Origin of the sequence: Kosakonia cowanii JCM 10956 = DSM 18146 (assembly GCF_001975225.1) — a bacterium.
GTDB lineage: Bacteria > Pseudomonadota > Gammaproteobacteria > Enterobacterales > Enterobacteriaceae > Kosakonia > Kosakonia cowanii.
In genome coordinates, this window is sequence record NZ_CP019445.1 from 4527693 (window position 1) to 4544244 (window position 16552).

17 protein-coding genes are annotated in these 16552 nt (G+C 53.8%); 10 read left to right on the forward strand and 7 right to left on the reverse strand.

What is annotated here, in order from left to right:
* Window positions 1-383 precede the first annotated feature (383 nt).
* Window positions 384-2315, forward strand: coding sequence for a methyl-accepting chemotaxis protein (locus BWI95_RS21430; RefSeq protein ID WP_076770218.1), 1932 nt, complete (start codon window positions 384-386; stop codon window positions 2313-2315).
* 87 nt (window positions 2316-2402) lie between these two features.
* On the opposite strand, the gene BWI95_RS21435 is transcribed toward BWI95_RS21430, so the two are convergent.
* Complete coding sequence (locus BWI95_RS21435) at window positions 2403-3335, reverse strand: LysR family transcriptional regulator (RefSeq protein WP_054803819.1); 933 nt, start codon at window positions 3333-3335, stop codon at window positions 2403-2405.
* 92 nt (window positions 3336-3427) lie between these two features.
* On the opposite strand from BWI95_RS21435, the gene BWI95_RS21440 reads away from it, so the two are divergent.
* Both BWI95_RS21440 and BWI95_RS21445 read left to right on the forward strand, forming a co-directional pair.
* The gene (locus BWI95_RS21440) at window positions 3428-3904 is read left to right on the forward strand and encodes a GNAT family N-acetyltransferase (protein ID WP_042716233.1); all 477 of its coding nucleotides are present in this window, start codon (window positions 3428-3430) and stop codon (window positions 3902-3904) included.
* Window positions 3905-4066: 162 nt separating this feature from the next.
* On the forward strand, window positions 4067-4510 hold the full coding sequence (locus tag BWI95_RS21445; RefSeq protein ID WP_054803820.1) for an SRPBCC family protein: 444 nt from the start codon (window positions 4067-4069) through the stop codon (window positions 4508-4510).
* 63 nt (window positions 4511-4573) lie between these two features.
* On the opposite strand, the gene BWI95_RS21450 is transcribed toward BWI95_RS21445, so the two are convergent.
* Both BWI95_RS21450 and BWI95_RS21455 read right to left on the reverse strand, forming a co-directional pair.
* Window positions 4574-5023: a hypothetical protein gene (locus BWI95_RS21450; RefSeq protein ID WP_076770219.1), complete on the reverse strand. Its 450-nt coding sequence runs from the start codon at window positions 5021-5023 to the stop codon at window positions 4574-4576.
* A 96-nt stretch (window positions 5024-5119) separates the two neighbouring features.
* Entirely contained in the window at window positions 5120-6019 is a 900-nt protein-coding gene (locus tag BWI95_RS21455; RefSeq protein ID WP_054803821.1) for a LysR substrate-binding domain-containing protein, read from the reverse strand.
* 153 nt (window positions 6020-6172) lie between these two features.
* Here BWI95_RS21455 and BWI95_RS21460 point away from each other — a divergent pair, with 153 nt between their 5' ends.
* The 4 genes from BWI95_RS21460 (at window position 6173) to BWI95_RS23840 (ending at window position 10617) form a co-directional block, all read left to right on the forward strand.
* The gene (locus tag BWI95_RS21460; RefSeq protein ID WP_054803822.1) at window positions 6173-6706 is read left to right on the forward strand and encodes a hypothetical protein; all 534 of its coding nucleotides are present in this window, start codon (window positions 6173-6175) and stop codon (window positions 6704-6706) included.
* A gap of 4 nt (window positions 6707-6710) precedes the next feature.
* A complete protein-coding gene (locus BWI95_RS21465; RefSeq protein ID WP_054803823.1) occupies window positions 6711-7037 on the forward strand; it encodes a hypothetical protein in 327 nt (108 codons plus the stop codon).
* A gap of 13 nt (window positions 7038-7050) precedes the next feature.
* Entirely contained in the window at window positions 7051-7878 is an 828-nt protein-coding gene (locus tag BWI95_RS21470) for an MBL fold metallo-hydrolase (RefSeq protein ID WP_076770351.1), read from the forward strand.
* A gap of 498 nt (window positions 7879-8376) precedes the next feature.
* A complete protein-coding gene (locus BWI95_RS23840; RefSeq protein WP_076770220.1) occupies window positions 8377-10617 on the forward strand; it encodes an immunoglobulin domain-containing protein in 2241 nt (746 codons plus the stop codon).
* A gap of 97 nt (window positions 10618-10714) precedes the next feature.
* On the opposite strand, the gene BWI95_RS21480 is transcribed toward BWI95_RS23840, so the two are convergent.
* Together BWI95_RS21480 and BWI95_RS21485 are read right to left on the reverse strand one after the other, a co-directional pair.
* Window positions 10715-11176, reverse strand: a complete 462-nt coding sequence (locus tag BWI95_RS21480) for a GNAT family N-acetyltransferase (protein WP_054803826.1) — start codon at window positions 11174-11176, stop codon at window positions 10715-10717.
* A 114-nt stretch (window positions 11177-11290) separates the two neighbouring features.
* Window positions 11291-12307 (reverse strand): NADP-dependent oxidoreductase, encoded by a 1017-nt coding sequence (locus BWI95_RS21485; protein WP_076770221.1) that lies wholly within the window; start codon window positions 12305-12307, stop codon window positions 11291-11293.
* Window positions 12308-12396: 89 nt separating this feature from the next.
* On the opposite strand from BWI95_RS21485, the gene BWI95_RS21490 reads away from it, so the two are divergent.
* Window positions 12397-13299: a LysR family transcriptional regulator gene (locus tag BWI95_RS21490; protein WP_076770222.1), complete on the forward strand. Its 903-nt coding sequence runs from the start codon at window positions 12397-12399 to the stop codon at window positions 13297-13299.
* A gap of 56 nt (window positions 13300-13355) precedes the next feature.
* On the opposite strand, the gene BWI95_RS21495 is transcribed toward BWI95_RS21490, so the two are convergent.
* Together BWI95_RS21495 and BWI95_RS21500 are read right to left on the reverse strand one after the other, a co-directional pair.
* Window positions 13356-13595 (reverse strand): biofilm development regulator YmgB/AriR family protein, encoded by a 240-nt coding sequence (locus tag BWI95_RS21495; protein WP_076770223.1) that lies wholly within the window; start codon window positions 13593-13595, stop codon window positions 13356-13358.
* A 255-nt stretch (window positions 13596-13850) separates the two neighbouring features.
* Window positions 13851-14579, reverse strand: coding sequence for an SDR family NAD(P)-dependent oxidoreductase (locus tag BWI95_RS21500; protein ID WP_054803827.1), 729 nt, complete (start codon window positions 14577-14579; stop codon window positions 13851-13853).
* A gap of 99 nt (window positions 14580-14678) precedes the next feature.
* Between BWI95_RS21500 and BWI95_RS21505 the strand changes: the two genes are divergently transcribed.
* Both BWI95_RS21505 and BWI95_RS21510 read left to right on the forward strand, forming a co-directional pair.
* On the forward strand, window positions 14679-15062 hold the full coding sequence (locus tag BWI95_RS21505; protein WP_054803828.1) for a winged helix-turn-helix transcriptional regulator: 384 nt from the start codon (window positions 14679-14681) through the stop codon (window positions 15060-15062).
* A 231-nt stretch (window positions 15063-15293) separates the two neighbouring features.
* Window positions 15294-16502, forward strand: coding sequence for a sugar efflux transporter (locus tag BWI95_RS21510; protein WP_076770224.1), 1209 nt, complete (start codon window positions 15294-15296; stop codon window positions 16500-16502).
* Window positions 16503-16552: the final 50 nt, after the last annotated feature.

Consider the following 16552-nt stretch of genomic DNA (forward strand, 5'->3'; position numbering starts at 1 on the left):
ATAAATATAATCACCACCCGACTTATTATTCAATTATCAAATCCACAAAAAATAAATTAAAGGGGTGGTTATCGGCGCTAAAAATTAAAACTTTATGCTTTTTATAAAATAAAAACAAACCGTTAAGCCAAGTGAATACTTTCAGCAAAACCCCAGCATTACACACGCGTAAGCCATTGATTATAAATTAAATTAAGCATTACTTTTAATTAGAAAATTTAAACAATTTACTTCATGGACAATTCACCATGCGTATCTATAATTCCTTTGTCGCCAGCTTTCTTTAAATTAAAACCTCCTGAATACAGGGGGGTAATTTTTATCATGTGCGCATTAACCATTTTATTGATGCCATTTAAAACATTACAATCACCAGGGTAAAAATGAAAAGCCTATTAAATAAAATTAACCTCTCCACGAAGTTTATGGTGCTGGGTATCATTTCGCTTCTCCTCTTTGCACTGCCGACTGCTTTATTTGTTAATGAAAGCAGCCAGAAAGTGCAGGCCAAACAGGTTGAATTGAAAGCGATTCCGGTTGAGAAAAAGCTGTTAAAGCTGCTTAACCTGATCCAGCGCCACCGCGCCGAGTCCGCTATTGCAGTTACGCAAGGGAACCCTGCTTATCCGCCGCGTATTGCGCTGCGCGATCAGATCAACGTGCTGGCTGATGAGATCAGAAAAGATATCGTCGCTGAAAGCCCGGAGGCACACCCTTTACAGCAGCTCGATAAGGTCAATCAGCAGTGGCAGGCGCTGCAAAACCAGATCGACAGCCGCAGCCTGACCGCGCCGGAAAGCCTGGTCTCCCATGCTGTGCTTATCCGCAGCCTGCTGGACTTCAATATCGACGTGCTGGATTTTTATGGCCTGTCGCTGGATCCTGATTTAGATACCTCGCAACTGATTACGGCGGCGCTCTTTCACCTGCCTGAGCTGACCGAGACCCTGGGCCAAATCCGCGCCAGCGGCACCTCCCTGCTGGCGAAGAAAGATGGCATCAGCGAGACTGACAATGCCCGCATGGAATTTCAGATTGGCAACGGCGAAAAAGCGCTGCAGCTGTTTGACGTCGGCATGAAGAAATACCTGGGCGGTAACGAAGAGATCCGCAATCTGTTTGGCCGTAAAACGGAAGGTGCCGTTCAGGGCGCTGCGCAGGCGCTCTCTACCGCCCGCGAAATCTTTATTACCCATTCGCGCCCGGCGATGGCCCCCACGGAGTATGTAGCGATCTTTACCGAAGCCATTAACAACTTCACCGTGCTGGGTAACGGCATGAGCGATGAGCTCTCGCAGCAGTTAACTAAACAGATCTCGGCGCAGCGTAGCGCACAGATCACCCTGCTGGCGGTGCTGATCTTCAGCGCACTGCTGGGTATTACCCTGACGGTATTTATCATTCGCTCGATTACCGGCCCGGTTAATGAAGCGGCGCGCATCGCGCAGGAAGTGGCAACTGGCGATCTCACCTCCCGTATTGCCGTCACCGGCAGTAATGAGATGAGCGCGCTGTTGCAGTCCCTGATGAAGATGAGCGAACACCTCTCATCGCTGGTGAATGATATTAAAAACAACGCCGTGACCATTGCGACCTCCTCTGAAGAGATCGCCAGCGGCAACAGCGATCTCTCCTCGCGCACCGAGGAGCAGGCCGCTTCGCTGGCGCAGACTGCCGCCAGTATGGAGCAACTCGCCTCAATTATTCAGCAGAATGCGGACAACACCCGCCATGCCGCGTCGATGGCAGGCTCGGCAACCAATGCCGCGCTGCTTGGCGGCGAAGCGATGGAGTCTGTGCTGGCCTCGATGCACAAGATCAGTAACAGCGCCGGTCAGATTGAAGAGATCATCGCAGTGATTGATGGCATCGCCTTCCAGACCAATATCCTGGCGCTGAACGCCGCAGTTGAAGCGGCCCGCGCGGGCGAGCACGGTAAAGGGTTTGCCGTTGTCGCCTCTGAGGTGAGAGCCCTGGCGCAGCGTTCGGCTGTGGCAGCGAAAGAGATCAAAGAGCTGATTGAAAACTCGGTAAGCGACGCGCAGTCGGGCATTAAGATGGCGGAAAACGCCGGTGACAAAGTGAAGCAGAGCGTCAGCGCAATCGAGCAGACCTCAATGCTGATCAACGAAGTCTCCGCCTCCTCTGCCGAGCAGAGCTCCGGGGTGTCGCAGATTAATATCGCGGTCAGCCAGATGGATCAGGTGACCCAGCAGAACGCCGGGCTGGTTCAGCAGTCAGCCTCTTCGGCAGACGATCTCGCCGAGCGCGCGGCGCGCCTGCGCCAGCTGGTTGCCGTCTTCAAAACACAGTAACCCGCTGCTGCTCAGAATGAACCCGTTCTGGGCAATCGACTCCGACGCCGCCCGCATCGCCAGGCGGCGTCCTCTCCTCCCCCTGTTTCACCGCCCGCTTTTTATCTCCTGCGCCAGGGTTTGCAGCGTCGCCTGCAACCAGCTTGTCGCGCCTCGCTTGCCGCTGCGTTTATGGGAGTAAATCTTCACTTCAAACGGCGCGATGTCGAAAGGTAGGGCAAAGAGTGTGATATCCACGGCTGGCATCACTTTCTCGGCGGCAAAACGCGGGATCGCCATCAGCAAGTCGCTCCGGGCGACGATAAATGGCGCGCTCAGCATCGACGGCGTTTTGATTGCTATCTGCCGCGTGTACCCCATCTGCTCAAGCTGTAAATCAATCACCCCCTGCTTCTCATTCCACGGCGTCACCACCAGATGCCGCGCAGCAAGGTAATCCTCAAGCGTCAGCGCGGAGCGGCTCTTGTTGCTGATAACGACATACTCATCCCTGAACCAGTCGATCTCATCCAGCTCCGGATGGCGAACCTCATCCGGCGTGCTGAAGCCCAGCGCCAGATCGATCTCGCCGGCCAGTAATTCAGTGAGCGCCGGGCTATGCGGCAAGTAAACCAGATCAAAACCGAGACCGGGCGCGTCGTATTGCAGTTTCTCCATCAGCGCGGGGAAGATGCAAAACGCGGTGAAGTCGGTGATGGCGATCTGCAAACGCTCCGTCGTCGTAGCGGGTGAGAACTCCGGTTGCGGCGTCAGCTCCTGGTTGAGGAATTTCAGCGCCGAGGCGATTGAGGGCGCGAGCTGGGTGGCATAGACGCTGGGGCACATCCGGTGCCCTTCCCGGTAAAAGAGCGGATCGTTGAGCGCGGTCCGCAGCCGTGAGAGCGCATGGCTCAGCGCCGAGGTGCTCATCGCCAGTTCATCAGCCGCAAGGCGCACCGAGCGGTAACGGTACACAGCATCAAAAACCGGCAGCAGATTGAGATCAAGACGCCGCAGCGCCGGATGCATAATATTCATCATTGTGTGATTTCATTGCACTTAATTCTTCAGACAATACCCCTTATGCTTAGCGCCAGCAATCTTACCTCTTGACTGAACGAACAGGAAAACCGATGAGCCTCACTATTCGCCCGGCCTGCCCGGAAGACGCATCCGCTATTTACGACATGATTTATGAACTGGCCGTGTATGAAAAAGCGCCGCAAGAGGTGGTCACCACCCCCGATGAGATCCGCGAGACGCTTTTTGGCGCGGGCAGCAATACCGAAGCGTTAATCTGTGAAATCGCGGGTAAAACCGTCGGTTATGCCGTCTTCTTCACCAGCTACTCCACCTGGCTTGGCCGCAACGGTATCTATATGGAAGATCTCTATATCTCCCCGGATTATCGCGGCCAGGGCGCGGGCAGAGCGATGCTGAAACAGATTGCGCAATATGCCGTGCAGCGCCGCTGCGGCCGCCTTGAGTGGAGCGTGCTCGACTGGAACCAGCCGGCCATTGATTTTTACCTGAGCATCGGCGCGCTGCCGCAATCTGAATGGGTACGCTACCGCCTTGATGGCGACGCACTGCTGAAGTTTGCTGAATAAATGGCGTACACCGCAGCAGCGTGACGGGCATAAAGCCTCACTCCGCTGCGGTGATTTTTGTAGTAATAGCGCCTAACAGCGACAGGTGGTTTGACCTGGTGAGCGGCACTGGATTATAGGTATAGCGGGTACTATTCACTTCCTAAATCTAACGAGAAAAATATGAGCGCCGAAAACGTCTGGAATCACGCCTATACGCTCACCATCGACAGCAGCCCGCAAGCGATATGGCAGGCATTTACCGACACAGCGAACTGGAAGCGCTGGAATGCAGGCGTGAAAGCCATTCACGCCGAGGGGCCATTTGTAACAGGAACCTGGTTCACGATGGAGCTGCCGGACGGTGACAGCATCCGCAGCCAGCTCGTGGATGTCTGCGACGGAAAATACTTTATTGATGAGACCTGGGTGGATCAAACCCGCGTCGTTGTGGAACACCGCATTGAACCCTTAAGCAGCGACCAGAGCAGAGTGGTCTATGCCATCAGCACAGAAGGCCCGGACGCGCAGGCTTTCGGCGAAGGCATCAGCGCCGACTTCCCAGAGGTAATGGCAGGGCTGGCGAAATACCTGGCTAAAACCGAGCCAGGTATTGCAACGCAATAATCTATCGGGCCTCAAGCAAAGCGGGCGTAATGCCCGCCAGGAACAGAGAAAGCGGATATTTATTCAGAGAGAAGAAGAGGAGATATCTTTCACTTCTGCCTGCGGATTCGCTTCTTTAACTGCGCGTAAAAAATCAGCGAAATTATGGTTGAAGAGGGTAATGTTGTGATAAAAACTGACCTGTTTTTCCGCGCCATCGCTCTGCCATGTCACCACCCAGTTTCGTCTGTTATTGACCCTCATGTAGCCCGGCTTCACCCGTACTATTTTTGCAAGCGGAACTTTAAGCTTCACCGTTTCCTTAATCTGATAAAAAAACTCATCATCGTAGTAATAGAGCGTGCGAGATGCGAATAAACCGAACAATGACGGTGGCGTGGAAATTTTCTTTAGCCCGTTGCTCTCCGTAATGATTTTTTTCGGATGACGTAATGATTTATAGAAGGATCTCATTAGCCTCCAAAACAGAGCGACGGGAACAATTAACATAAAAAAAGCAAAAATTTGCTGCATATACTTCTCCAGGTCTTCGGTGGTACAAACCTTCTCAGAACATATAAAGTGCATTTAATACCAATAAAACAACAAACGTAACGCCACAGTTCACTCTCAATCGCTGCTGCCGAGCCTATTCATTTCCGCCAGCAACCAGCCTTCAAAACTCTCCAGCGCGGCTTCATTGATTCCCGTCTCCGTCGGTTTTACTAAACAGAATCTTTTGCTCAGGCTTTCTGATGCAGGCCACGGTGAAACAAGCGTGCCGCAACGCAACTCATTCTCGATATACATACGCGGAACCAACGCGACGCCCTGCCCCGCCATCACGGCCGCGATGGCCATTTCATGCAGATCGTAGCGTGCGCCCTGCGCCGGGTTATCGAGGTCTATTCCGCTCTCCTGCGCATAGCGATGCCATGCATCGGGATTCTGTCGGCGGTGAATGCGCGGAAGGGCGTTTAACTGCTGATGGACGTCATCATGGGTTAACAGTGCAGGATGGCAAACCGGCAGCAGATTTTCCTGAAACAGAAACTGCATCCGCATGCCTGCCCACGCGGAGTGTTCAAAATGAATAACGGCGTCAAAACCGCTGCCGGGCAAAATAAAAGGATCCGTTCTGGCGGCGATATTTAAAGTGATATCCGGAAACAACGCGTTAAAGCTGTTCAGGCGGGGGATCAGCCAGCGGCTGGAAAAGGTCGGCAGGACAGCGATATCCAGGCTTTTACTGCCTTGCGGCATGCCCATTATGTATTGCGTATCTCTTTCCAGCCGATCGAGGGTTTCACGCACGTGATGTGCGTAGCGCACGCCAAGCGGATTAAGCTTTACCCGGCTTCCCACACGGTCAAAGAGTTTACAGTTCAGCAGCGCTTCAAGGCGCGCAATCTGACGGCTAATCGCCCCTTCCGTTAACGATAGCTCCTCTGCCGCCCGGGCAAAATTTCCGTGCCGTGCCGCGGCATCAAAAGCCTGCAGCGACGCACTGCTGGGTATTTTCCTGCGCATAGAAGAGACTCCTTGCTGTTGCCTTTGATGACTAAATGTCACTGATGCATGACATAGTATCGATTTTAAGCGGCTAAACCAGCTTGTAGCATGATGAAAAATCATTGAGCAAATCTGTTTGCTTGCGTTTATGACTCATGTGGAGATGGGCTGATGTTCTATACCGTGGAGTGCTCGTATACCGATGCTGAAAGCGAGGCTGAATGGAATGCGTTTTACAGCCAGCAAAAGCTACCCGCATTAATATCTGTTACTGGCTTTACCACCTCTCAACGCTTTCGTGCTCTCCAATCTGGCTGCCCGGCTTATCTTGCCATTCACACTGTCGATGATGCGGATGTGCTCAGCAGTGAGGAGTATCGTTTAAAAGGAGGCGGTAATTTTTCCCGTTGGCAGGCCTGCATTACTGACTGGCACCGTAACCTCTATACCGGTGACGGCCCTGCGCCAGCCCTCGCTTCCAATGAAATTTTGCTATTGAGCGCAACGCCAATCGGCTTTTTAGAATCAGAACTGGGATATCGAGGCCTGGAAATGGCTGCGGTGGCGCTGGATAAAACCCCGGCTCGGCGCGTTGCCTATGTTTTGCCTGCTGAAGTTGCTTCGCCCTTTGCGGACATGCCCGGTGTCTGGCTCTACGAGTCCCTTACACCGCAGTTGCAGAGCAATGAAAAAGGAACGCCATAACGTCATGCCTAATCTGACTTTTTATCTTTCTGAAAACCACGCTGACAAGTTTCAAAACCTTGATGCGTTAACCGTCAGATGCAGCGCCCTCTGCTGTGACATCCTCGGCGCAGAACGTAAAAACGTGCATATCATATTTATCAATGTAAAGCCGGGCTGCGGGCAACCGGTCTATGCCGAGCTATTTTTCCGTCTCACTCCATTGCGAACCCCCGAAATGATGGAGAAGTTTATGCGTGAAGTGGATCTTGCCACGCAACAGGCCTCTGGTCTGACGGCCCGTATTCGCTGCTTTGGATCGCAAGCAGAACACCTTTTTGCCCGCAACTGACCCCGAGGTCGTGATGAGCCACCCTTTTCCGTTCCGCCAGATTGGCGATTTCCAGATAACCGCGCTGAGTGACGGCACAATGTCAGCCAGTCTGGAACTGTTATCAGGCATTGAAATAGCTGATGCGGATGCTATTCAGTGCGGTGCCGGCATCGATAAGCCCGGCGATATTCATATAAACAGTTACCTTATTCGCGGCCGGGGGCGGGTTATTCTGGTCGACGCTGGCGCAGGCGCGCCGGGGCAGCTCACCGCAAATCTTGCCGCAGCGGGTGTCCGCCCTGACGAGGTCGATAGCGTTTTATTAACGCACTGCCATCCGGATCATATTGGCGGCCTGCTCAATGCTGAAAAAGAGCCGGTTTTCAAACGCGCTGAAATTATTCTGCACCCTCTCGAAGCGCAGCACTGGCGGGATGATAAAAAGCGCGAAATAGCGAATGAGCGCGGGCAGCGTAATTTTTTGCTGGCGCGGCAAACCTTAGATGCCTATGCCCCGAACGTCCGTTTTTTCAATGGCGAGAAGATAGCTGAGGACATTCTTCCAGTATGGCTACCAGGCCATACCCCCGGGCATAGCGGTTTTCGCATCGATTCCGGGAGTGAACGCTTATTAATATGGGGCGATATTGTCCATTACCCACATATTCAATCAGCACAACCGGCTGTTTCTATTCTCTTCGACGTCGATCCTGCGCAGGCCGAAGAGACACGGAAAAAAATAATGGAACAAGCGGTCAGCGAAAAACTGCTCATTGCAGGCATGCATTTAAATCAGGCAGGGTTTGCCCACGTTCTCCGGGATGGGAGTGGATACCGTATTGATTACGCTGAAAAATGAGTGAATAGCCTGGCGGGCGGACAGGGACGTTATGCCGCTGCGCCAGGCATTTATCTTCTCCTTCCTCACCCTCTGAAGCTAACGAGGGATAAAAATTCGCTACCCATTCTCTTTTTTATCACTCCCTGTCTCGACCTTTTCGCAAAAAGCTATCACGAGACAGCCTTATGAGTGCCCGCTCTTTCAGTGACAAAATCATTGTCACTTCGGCGAGCTAACATTGCCGGTTTTTATGTCGCGCGCACGGTTCCGTTGGCGCGTTTCTGCCTCTCTCCAGCGTTAACACCCGCTTCGTTTACCTCTTTCACCTAACGAAAAATAGATTAATTTTAATTATGTTTTAAAGAGCGGAGCGCAATTTCCTTAGTACGAACCACTACAAAAATGCAACTGATTTAAAAGTAAAAATCGCTATTGAAAAGCCTGAGGTGTCGGCGTACAGTAAAAACACTGTATATAAATACAGTATCAAGCACCACTTAAAGGAGATCACATATCATGGCTACTAATGAAAACAGCACCGCCATTACGGAAGTCGCCTCTTTTGCAGCACTGCGTGCACGTAAACCTGCAACCGAGGGTGAACGTGTTTTTCTGACCTCATGGAATGCGCGGGCAGCCTCCGATCGCTCCATCAATTATGGCGAAGGATGGTTTATCGGGAACCTGGTGGCGGGCAGTGACGATGGCGGTTTTATCGCCAGCAACGGTGGGGCATACCACTGGCGACGCGATACGGATATTGACGCACTCACCGTTCACGATTTCGGTGCTGTACCGGGCGGCACCGTTGACTGTGCCCCTGCCGTCAAAGCGATGTACGAGTTTATGAACGGTACCTTTGCGCGTGGCGCAACCAACAATCTTTCCAGCAAAGTTGGCGTCCGTTTCGGTGCAGGTACCTATCTGATTAAGCCGCTCGACATGCGCCGTTACGGCAAAAAGATCGCTGCCGACGACGCTGAATTGCGTTATAACCCAAGCGGTTACTTTGCCGCGGGCGACTTTGTCCTGCGCGGTGTGACCACCAGTTTCGGCAAACAGATTGCGACCCGCATTGTCTCCGATAAATCGAATTCAGCCGTGCTGGCGCTGAACCACCGTTATTTCTCCATTTATGGCATTGAGTGGGAGGGGCAGCAAACCGTCGAGCAGGATAAAAAGAGTAACCTGCTGATTGGCGCTACGCTTGGGGTGTTCAACGATACTGCCTCCAACAAGCAGCCGTTTCTGACCAACGAATGCGTGGGCGGCACCTTTGCTAACGTCTCCTACTTCAAGGCCAGCAATACCGGCGAGGCGACGATTTACTATCTCGACAGCCTCGACAGTAAATTTACCCAGATCTACTGCAGCAAGGTGGCGGGGCCGGTGATCAAAGTGGGCTGGAGTAACCGCAAAGTAGGCTCCTGGGATCACTCTACGGCGATTGAGCTTTCTGAATTCAACTTCCAGTACTGCTATGCCCCGGCAATCTGGATCCCGCGTCACGGCCAGGGTCTGATCCGCAACGGCTGGATTGAGCACAGCGCGGTGCCGATGGATATCAACAACGGCCAGTGGCTAATTGAGGCGCTGAGCATTGAGTCATCCACTTATGACGCCGTGTTCTTTAACTCACGCGTGGTGATGTCGCAATGGTCAAACCCGACCGGCGTCAATTATGACCGCACCACCGCGCCTGGCAGCGATAAGTGGTTCAGCTACCCGAAAAACCCGGACGGCAGTGCGATCACCGCGATGGTTTCCGGCTATGAAATGGGCATGTCGCTGTTTCAAAATAACATTACTTATCTGGACAATCCGCTACGCGCTAAGTGGTTGAGCGGCATACTGCGCGGCACCATCGACAGCAAAAAACTGTGGCTGAATATCGGTTCGTTCCAGATGCCGCAAACGGGCACCCACTGGAAGATTGAAGTCGATTGCCGCAGCACTTACTACAGCCTGGGCGGAAGCGGTCCGATGCCGGTAAATAACGATCGCTCTGCGGGAACGCTGCATATTCACGTTGCGCGCGGTGCTGCGGACGTTCCGGCCATAACCTACTGGATGGAAGGTGCGCCGGGCATTACCGAGGTGAAGTATATTGCTCAGGATTCCAACAAGCTGCTGCCGGGCTTGTGGATCAAACTTCCGGCAACCATTGGGGAGTATGCGGTGCACGTTCGCGGCACCGGTGAAACCAGCCAGGAGAAAGGGGAATGGGCCCTCTTTAAGCCGGATGGTCAGGTGCAGGCTGAAGCACCGAACGGCGTGGACGCCGAACCCCGCGCGTCGATGCACAACGGTAAAGCGGGCTTCGGTGCGCAAAGTGATGTCGCGGCAATCAGCACCCGTGCGCAGGACTCATCCAGCGTACCGGTTGAGCAATCCAGGCCGTATCAGTGGATGCGGGTAAATATCAACGGCGTTGAGTATGCGATGCCTTACTACGCCTTTACGCCGCAGATTAAGACCCAGCCGGCGGCAACCGTTTCTGTGGCCGCAGGCGCTACGCTGAACCTGACCGTGGAAGCCAATGATGCCGCCAGTTATCAGTGGCAGAAATCCACCAACGGCACCAGCTGGAGCACTATCTCCGGTGCTAACAAGGCGACATACACTAAAGATGCCGTCGCCTCGGGCGATGCGGGGCAGTATCGCTGCGTGATCAAAGGGCAAGTTGCTAAGGCGGACTCCTCAGTGACGACCAACCAGGTGACAACTAAAACGTCAATAGTCACCGTAAGGGCCTGATGCACCTGACTAAATAGACGAAAAGCTACTCTCTAAAAATCCACGCACTTGCGTGGATTTTCTTTGCCTTCGGCTAACTCACCGGCTCCTGCTCGCCTTATAAATTCTTACTCATATTGATGCCGGTTACGCCAAAGCCGATGGCTTCATAAACATGGCGCGCCCGCGCGTTATCACCCGCCACGCGAAGGCGTATCTGCTCAACGCCCTTCGCCCGCATCTCATCCTCAAAAGCCCGCAGTGCACCTTTGCCAAGGCCCTGCCCCTGGCAGGCGTCGAAGATATGAAAATCATAAATAAAAACGGTTTGCATCGAAGCATCGGGTTTATACCAGAGGTAGCCGACATGCTTCTCGCCCTCCGCCAGCAGGCAGAGTAAAACATGGCCCGGCGTATTAACACCTTCCGGGAGATCGTCAGCGATCTCCCGGGTGGCTCTGGCCTGCGCCTCTGCCTCAGAAAGGCGATAGTTTGCGGCAATCTCTTGCGCATAGTCCGCAATGAAATAGTCCAGATAAGCCGGGTATTCATCCTCACGCATGGGGCGCAATGTAATCATCGGTATTCCTTTTATTAAAGCGGGATCCGCATCGCCGCCCTGAGTTATCGGCGTTCACAATAAAGCGCCCGGCGAACGCTGTCAGCATAAAAGCGCCTGGCAATATGAATCCCCTTAGTTGACGCGAAGCATGATCTTGCCCTGAATACCGCCCTGCGAAGCGCGGTGATGCGCGGCGGCAGCGTCACGAAGAGGATAAATGCTGTCCGTCACGACGCGCACTTCACCGCTTGCCAGCAGTTGGCCTGCTTGCTGAAGCTGCTGACCGCTGGAGCGAACCTGGGCCGAGGAGACCGTAATCCCACGTCGAGCAGCCTCTTGTTGCCCGGCAAAGCCAAGCGGATTGACCAGGTAGAGTGTTCCACCGGGTTTGATAAGCGGCAGAAAGCGCTCCATATTTACGCCACCCACGGCATCCGCCACCAGATCGACCGGCTGCGCGACCGTTTCTGCGGCATGCCGGGTGTAATCAATAAACTCGCTCGCCCCCAGTTCTCGCAGCAGCGCCTCATGTTTACCGGAAGCGACGGCAATCACCCGCGCGCCCCGCCAGCGGGCAAGTTGTACCGCGAGGTGCCCCACGCCGCCGCCAGCGCCATTCACCAGCACCGTTTTGCCCTTAAGCGAAACAGGAATATGTGGAAAAGGCTGGAAAGGATTAGGCTCATGATGACCGGGATCGATCAGGAACTGCCAGGCCGTCAGCAGTGACATCGGTGCGGCGGCAGCCTGCAAATAATCAATGCCCTGCGGCATTAACGCCAGTTCATCGGCAGGCACCGCGATGTACTCGGCATAGGCTCCGCTGCCTTTCATCACATCCTGCGGAAATCTCACCATGGAATAGACCTCATCACCCGCGCGAAAACCGTGCGCACCCTCACCAATAGCCTCCACCACACCGGCGATATCGGTTCCGGGAATAAGCGGGAAAACGGAGTCAGGCTGCCATTGCGGCGGTAACGTGCGGTAGCCATCGCGCAGATAGAGATCGGGCGGGTTAATGCTCGCCGCCTGCACCCGCACCAGCACCTCGCCAGCACACGGCACTGGACGGTGCGCCTCTTCATAACGCAACACTTCCGGCCCGCCAAATGCGTGCAGTCGCACGGCTTTCATCATTGCACTCATCTTATTTCCTCTGCCTGGTATTCAGTAGCAGCAGAATATGACAGCGACTTCAGGTTGATAATGGGCCTGCCTTTCGCTTTACTTATGCCATGAAAGAACAAATCGGTTTTGAAAGCCTGACGGGGCTGATTGCTTTCGCTCGCGCCGGATCTCTTGGCAGTTACACCGCAGCCGCGCGGGCACTGTCAGTTTCGCCTTCGGCAGTCAGTAAAAGTATTCAGCGGCTGGAGCAGCAGCTCGGGGTGGTGCTTTTCACGCGCACCACGCGCTCGCTGGCACTGACGCCGGAAGGGCGCGATCTGCATGAGCGGGTACTGCGGCTGTTACAGGATGCACAAGAGATTGAGCAGGCGGCGAAGAGAGCCCGCGCTGAACCCAGCGGCACCGTGCGGGTTGCCGCCTCGCTGCCGGTCGGGCTCTATATGCTCGCGCCCCTGCTGGCGCAGTTTCGCCAGCGTCAGCCCGAGGTACGCATCGATCTGCGCCTTGGCGACGAACGGGTAAATGTAATAGATGAGGGAATTGATGTCGCACTGCGCATTGGCGATCTGCCCGATTCGCGGTTGTTGTCGCGCCGCCTCTCGCCCTATCGTCTCTGTTGTTACGCCTCGCCTGACTACCTGGACAAGTACGGCATGCCGCAGCATCCCGATGAACTGGTGGATCATGAGACGGTAAATCTGCGCTATAAAAGCAGCGGGCAGCTGTTTCGCTGGCCGTTCAACGTAGGGGATCGGGAGATCGAGTTAGTGCTCCCCGCCGCAATCGTCGTTGATGCTAGCGAAGGTGTGCTGACCACCGTAGCGGCAGGCGCAGGGATTGGAATGGCAGCAAGCTTTATGGCGGCGTCATGGGTTGAGCGCGGTGCGCTTGTCCCTGTGCTGGCAGATTTTGCCGTTGAAAAGCACAACCTCACGGTGCTGTGGCCCGAGAGCCGCCGCGCGAATCCCGCCGTGCGTGCTTTTCTGGATCTGCTATTTGCGCAGTTATAACGCAGGTTTTTGAGAAGCATCCGCGCCTCTGGCAGAGCAGAGGCGCGGATAAAACATTAAACGTCCAGCGTGCGAAGCACCACCAGTTCAAGGGCGTTACGCAGGACATCTTTGCGGATCACATCCGTTTCAGTCTCAACGCGGGCGATCAGCGCCAGCATGATGTCTTTATTCGCCACCGTCGCTTTCACGGCCTGAAGCTCGCGTGTCACTTCATCAATGATCTCTTTTTCCGCCTCAAAGACCGAAAAAACTGACTGAAGGGTCTGCGGGAGTGTTGCGGTCGGATTATTCATTTTTATCACTCATTAAATGGGCCCGGATTACGCATGGTTGGGCCGGCAGCCTGGTAGCGAGGTAAGTTGTACAACTTACCCATGCAAACTTGTACAAGTTGCTACTATAGTGCCACTCATTCAGAACTGCAATGTCACATCTGAAATAATTCACCACGCAATGAGTTGTTATGAGGCGCCTTTCTTTCGTTATGCGCGTAAAGCACGCACCCGGCCGCCGCTACTGCCAGCGCCGGGTGATATTAAAAACGCCGCTTATGCAGACATGCCGCCATCAATCACCAGTTCGGCGCCGCTGACATAACTGCTTTCGTCCGAGGCGAGGAACAGTGCCGCAGCCGCCACTTCATCGGGATGTCCCAGCCGCTTCGCCGGAATCTGCGCGCTCAGCGTCTGCCTGACGTCATCGCTCGCCTGGCTGAACATCGGCGTATCCGTGGGCCCTGGGCTGAGGGTGTTGACCCGGATGCCGCGCGGAGCCAGCTCGCTGGTCCAGGTTCGCGCATAGGAGCGCACCGCGGCTTTACTGGCTGCATAAGTGCCGTAACCGGAAACCGCCATGCTGCCGGCAATCGAGCCGAGCAGCACGACAGTGCCGCCCTCACCCATCTGCGTGACGGCCTGCTGCACCGTGAGCACCATCGCGCGCACGTTGAGGCCAAAAGCGCGGTCGATATGCTCTTCCGTGCTCTCCTCAAGACTCGCCGGTTCGGAAACCCCTGACGAGTAAACGAGGATGTCGAGCTTTCCTGCCCTGGCATGAATGGTGTCAAACAGGCGAGAACGATCGTGCGTATTGGTGATATCACCCGCAATCGCCTCAACGTTACCGCCAATAAGCGTTACCGCTTCTGCCAGCTGCGCTTCGCGTCGACCGGTGATGAAAACATGGGCGCCCTCTTGCGCAAATCGCTGAGCAATCGCAAGGCCGATACCGCTGTTACCGCCGGTCACCAGGGCGGTCTTACCTTCAAGTTTCAACATGGCTACTCCAGAACGTGGGATGGACGCCTGATGATACATTTCGTATATTTACCGTCAATTACGCACCTGATATACACCAGATATAGAGAAGGTAACCTTATGTCGACCGATATCCCTGCCCTGCTGGCTGAAATCAACAGCACACGCCCGATCCTTGAACAGGTCGCCAATAAATGGTCGGTGTTGATCCTGACCGTTTTGTGCAGCGAACCCTCGCGCTTTAACGCCATTAAACGCCGGCTCGATCCCATCACCCATAAAGCCCTGACAGAGGCGCTGCGCCGCCTTGAGCGTAACGGGCTGGTTAACCGCCGCGTCATCGCCTCATCACCGGTGGCGGTCGAATACTCCATCACGCCGCTGGGCCGCTCCCTACAGGACCCGTTTGTGGCACTGGTGAGCTGGGCGAGGCAATACGGTGTGGCGATTGAGCAGGCGCAAGAGCTTTACGACGCGCGGCGTGCCACGGAAGAAGAGGTGTAAATTTCCCGCACAAACAACGGGTGCAGGATTTAAGGAAGGGAAGTAAAGCAGATGACAAATCAAAGAAGATCCGCTTTGAGCGCAGAGCGGATCTTCAGTCAGAATATCTAAGGAGCGGGACACAAATCTTCTGACGAAGCTCTAACAACCCAAAAACCAGTACATCTCATATGAAGTGAAATAGTGCGCTCTCTTAAGACATTTCCATGTTAAAAAATAAGATTAACCTACATGGAGATGTTGTTCTTTATGGCTTTTTTTTCCGGAATTACTGGGCGGCTGTTCCTTATAAACGTAATGACCGCCATTTCATATGCCTTCATTTTGCCTGTCATGAGTCTTTTTTTGATAAACGGATTACATGCCAGCCCGATTTTTATCACCTTCTACAGCCTGGGGTTTGCCCTCTCAGGATTATTTTTCAGCCAGTTGATGGGATCGCTTGCAGATAAGGGACATCCCGTCCGGCAACTTTTCATGATTTCTGTTGCGTCGCTTTTTCTGGCGGGTTTAGCTTTCAGTTTCTGTCGTCAACCCATCGAGGCTCTGGTCATCGGTATTTTCTTGATGGGGCCAGGCAATGCGTCTATCCCGTTACTCCTGTCGATGATCCGAAAGCATTCACTGACGGCAGGGCTTAACGCTACGCGGCTCAATACGCAAATGCGTTCGGGCGTGTCAATTGTGTGGATTGCCGGACCGGCTCTGGCATTTATCTTCGCCGACCGATTTGGCTTCACCTTTAATTTTTTGGCCTCAGCCCTGCTTGCGGCCAGCACCTTACTTGCCAGCCAGGTGCTGCTTTCGAAGGATAAAAACAGTGTCGCTACAGGCAGAGCAGAAAAAACTCAAGCCAGTAAAGCCCCTGTCACGGGTATGATTTGGGCACTCGGCGCAGTAATGATGCTGGCAAATTTATCCAATAACATGTACCTGACCATTATGCCGCTGTACCTGGTACACGAGCTTAATTTACCCGCTTCGTTTCCGGGTTTTCTGCTTGGCGCAACCGCGATAATGGAAATTCCCGTTATGCTTGCCGCTGCTCATCTGGCAGAGAAAACCGGGAAAGAGCCACTGATTATGGTCGGATTTCTCTTTGCAGCCGTCTATTACAGCCTGCTTCAGCTGGCCACTAACATGACCGAACTGGTTGTGTTGCAACTTTTTAACGGATTATTCTTTGGTATTTTTGTCGGCCTGGGCATTTCTGTTATTCAGGAAGCGTTGCCAGAACGTAGCGGTTTCGCATCAGCATTTCACTCCAATGCCATGCGCACAGGCATGATGGCTGGCAATGGGATTGCCGGTCTGATGGCGGAACTGGCAGGGTTTAAAATGACTCTACTTGTTCCACTGTTATCAGTGTGTTGTGCTGCTTTGCTAATGCTTTGTATAAACAGAAATCACTCTACAAAAAAGAGTTCGCCAATAGGCTGACAGTTCTCATAAAAATAGGCAGCAGTTGTCCTGCCCCCGGATTTATCCGC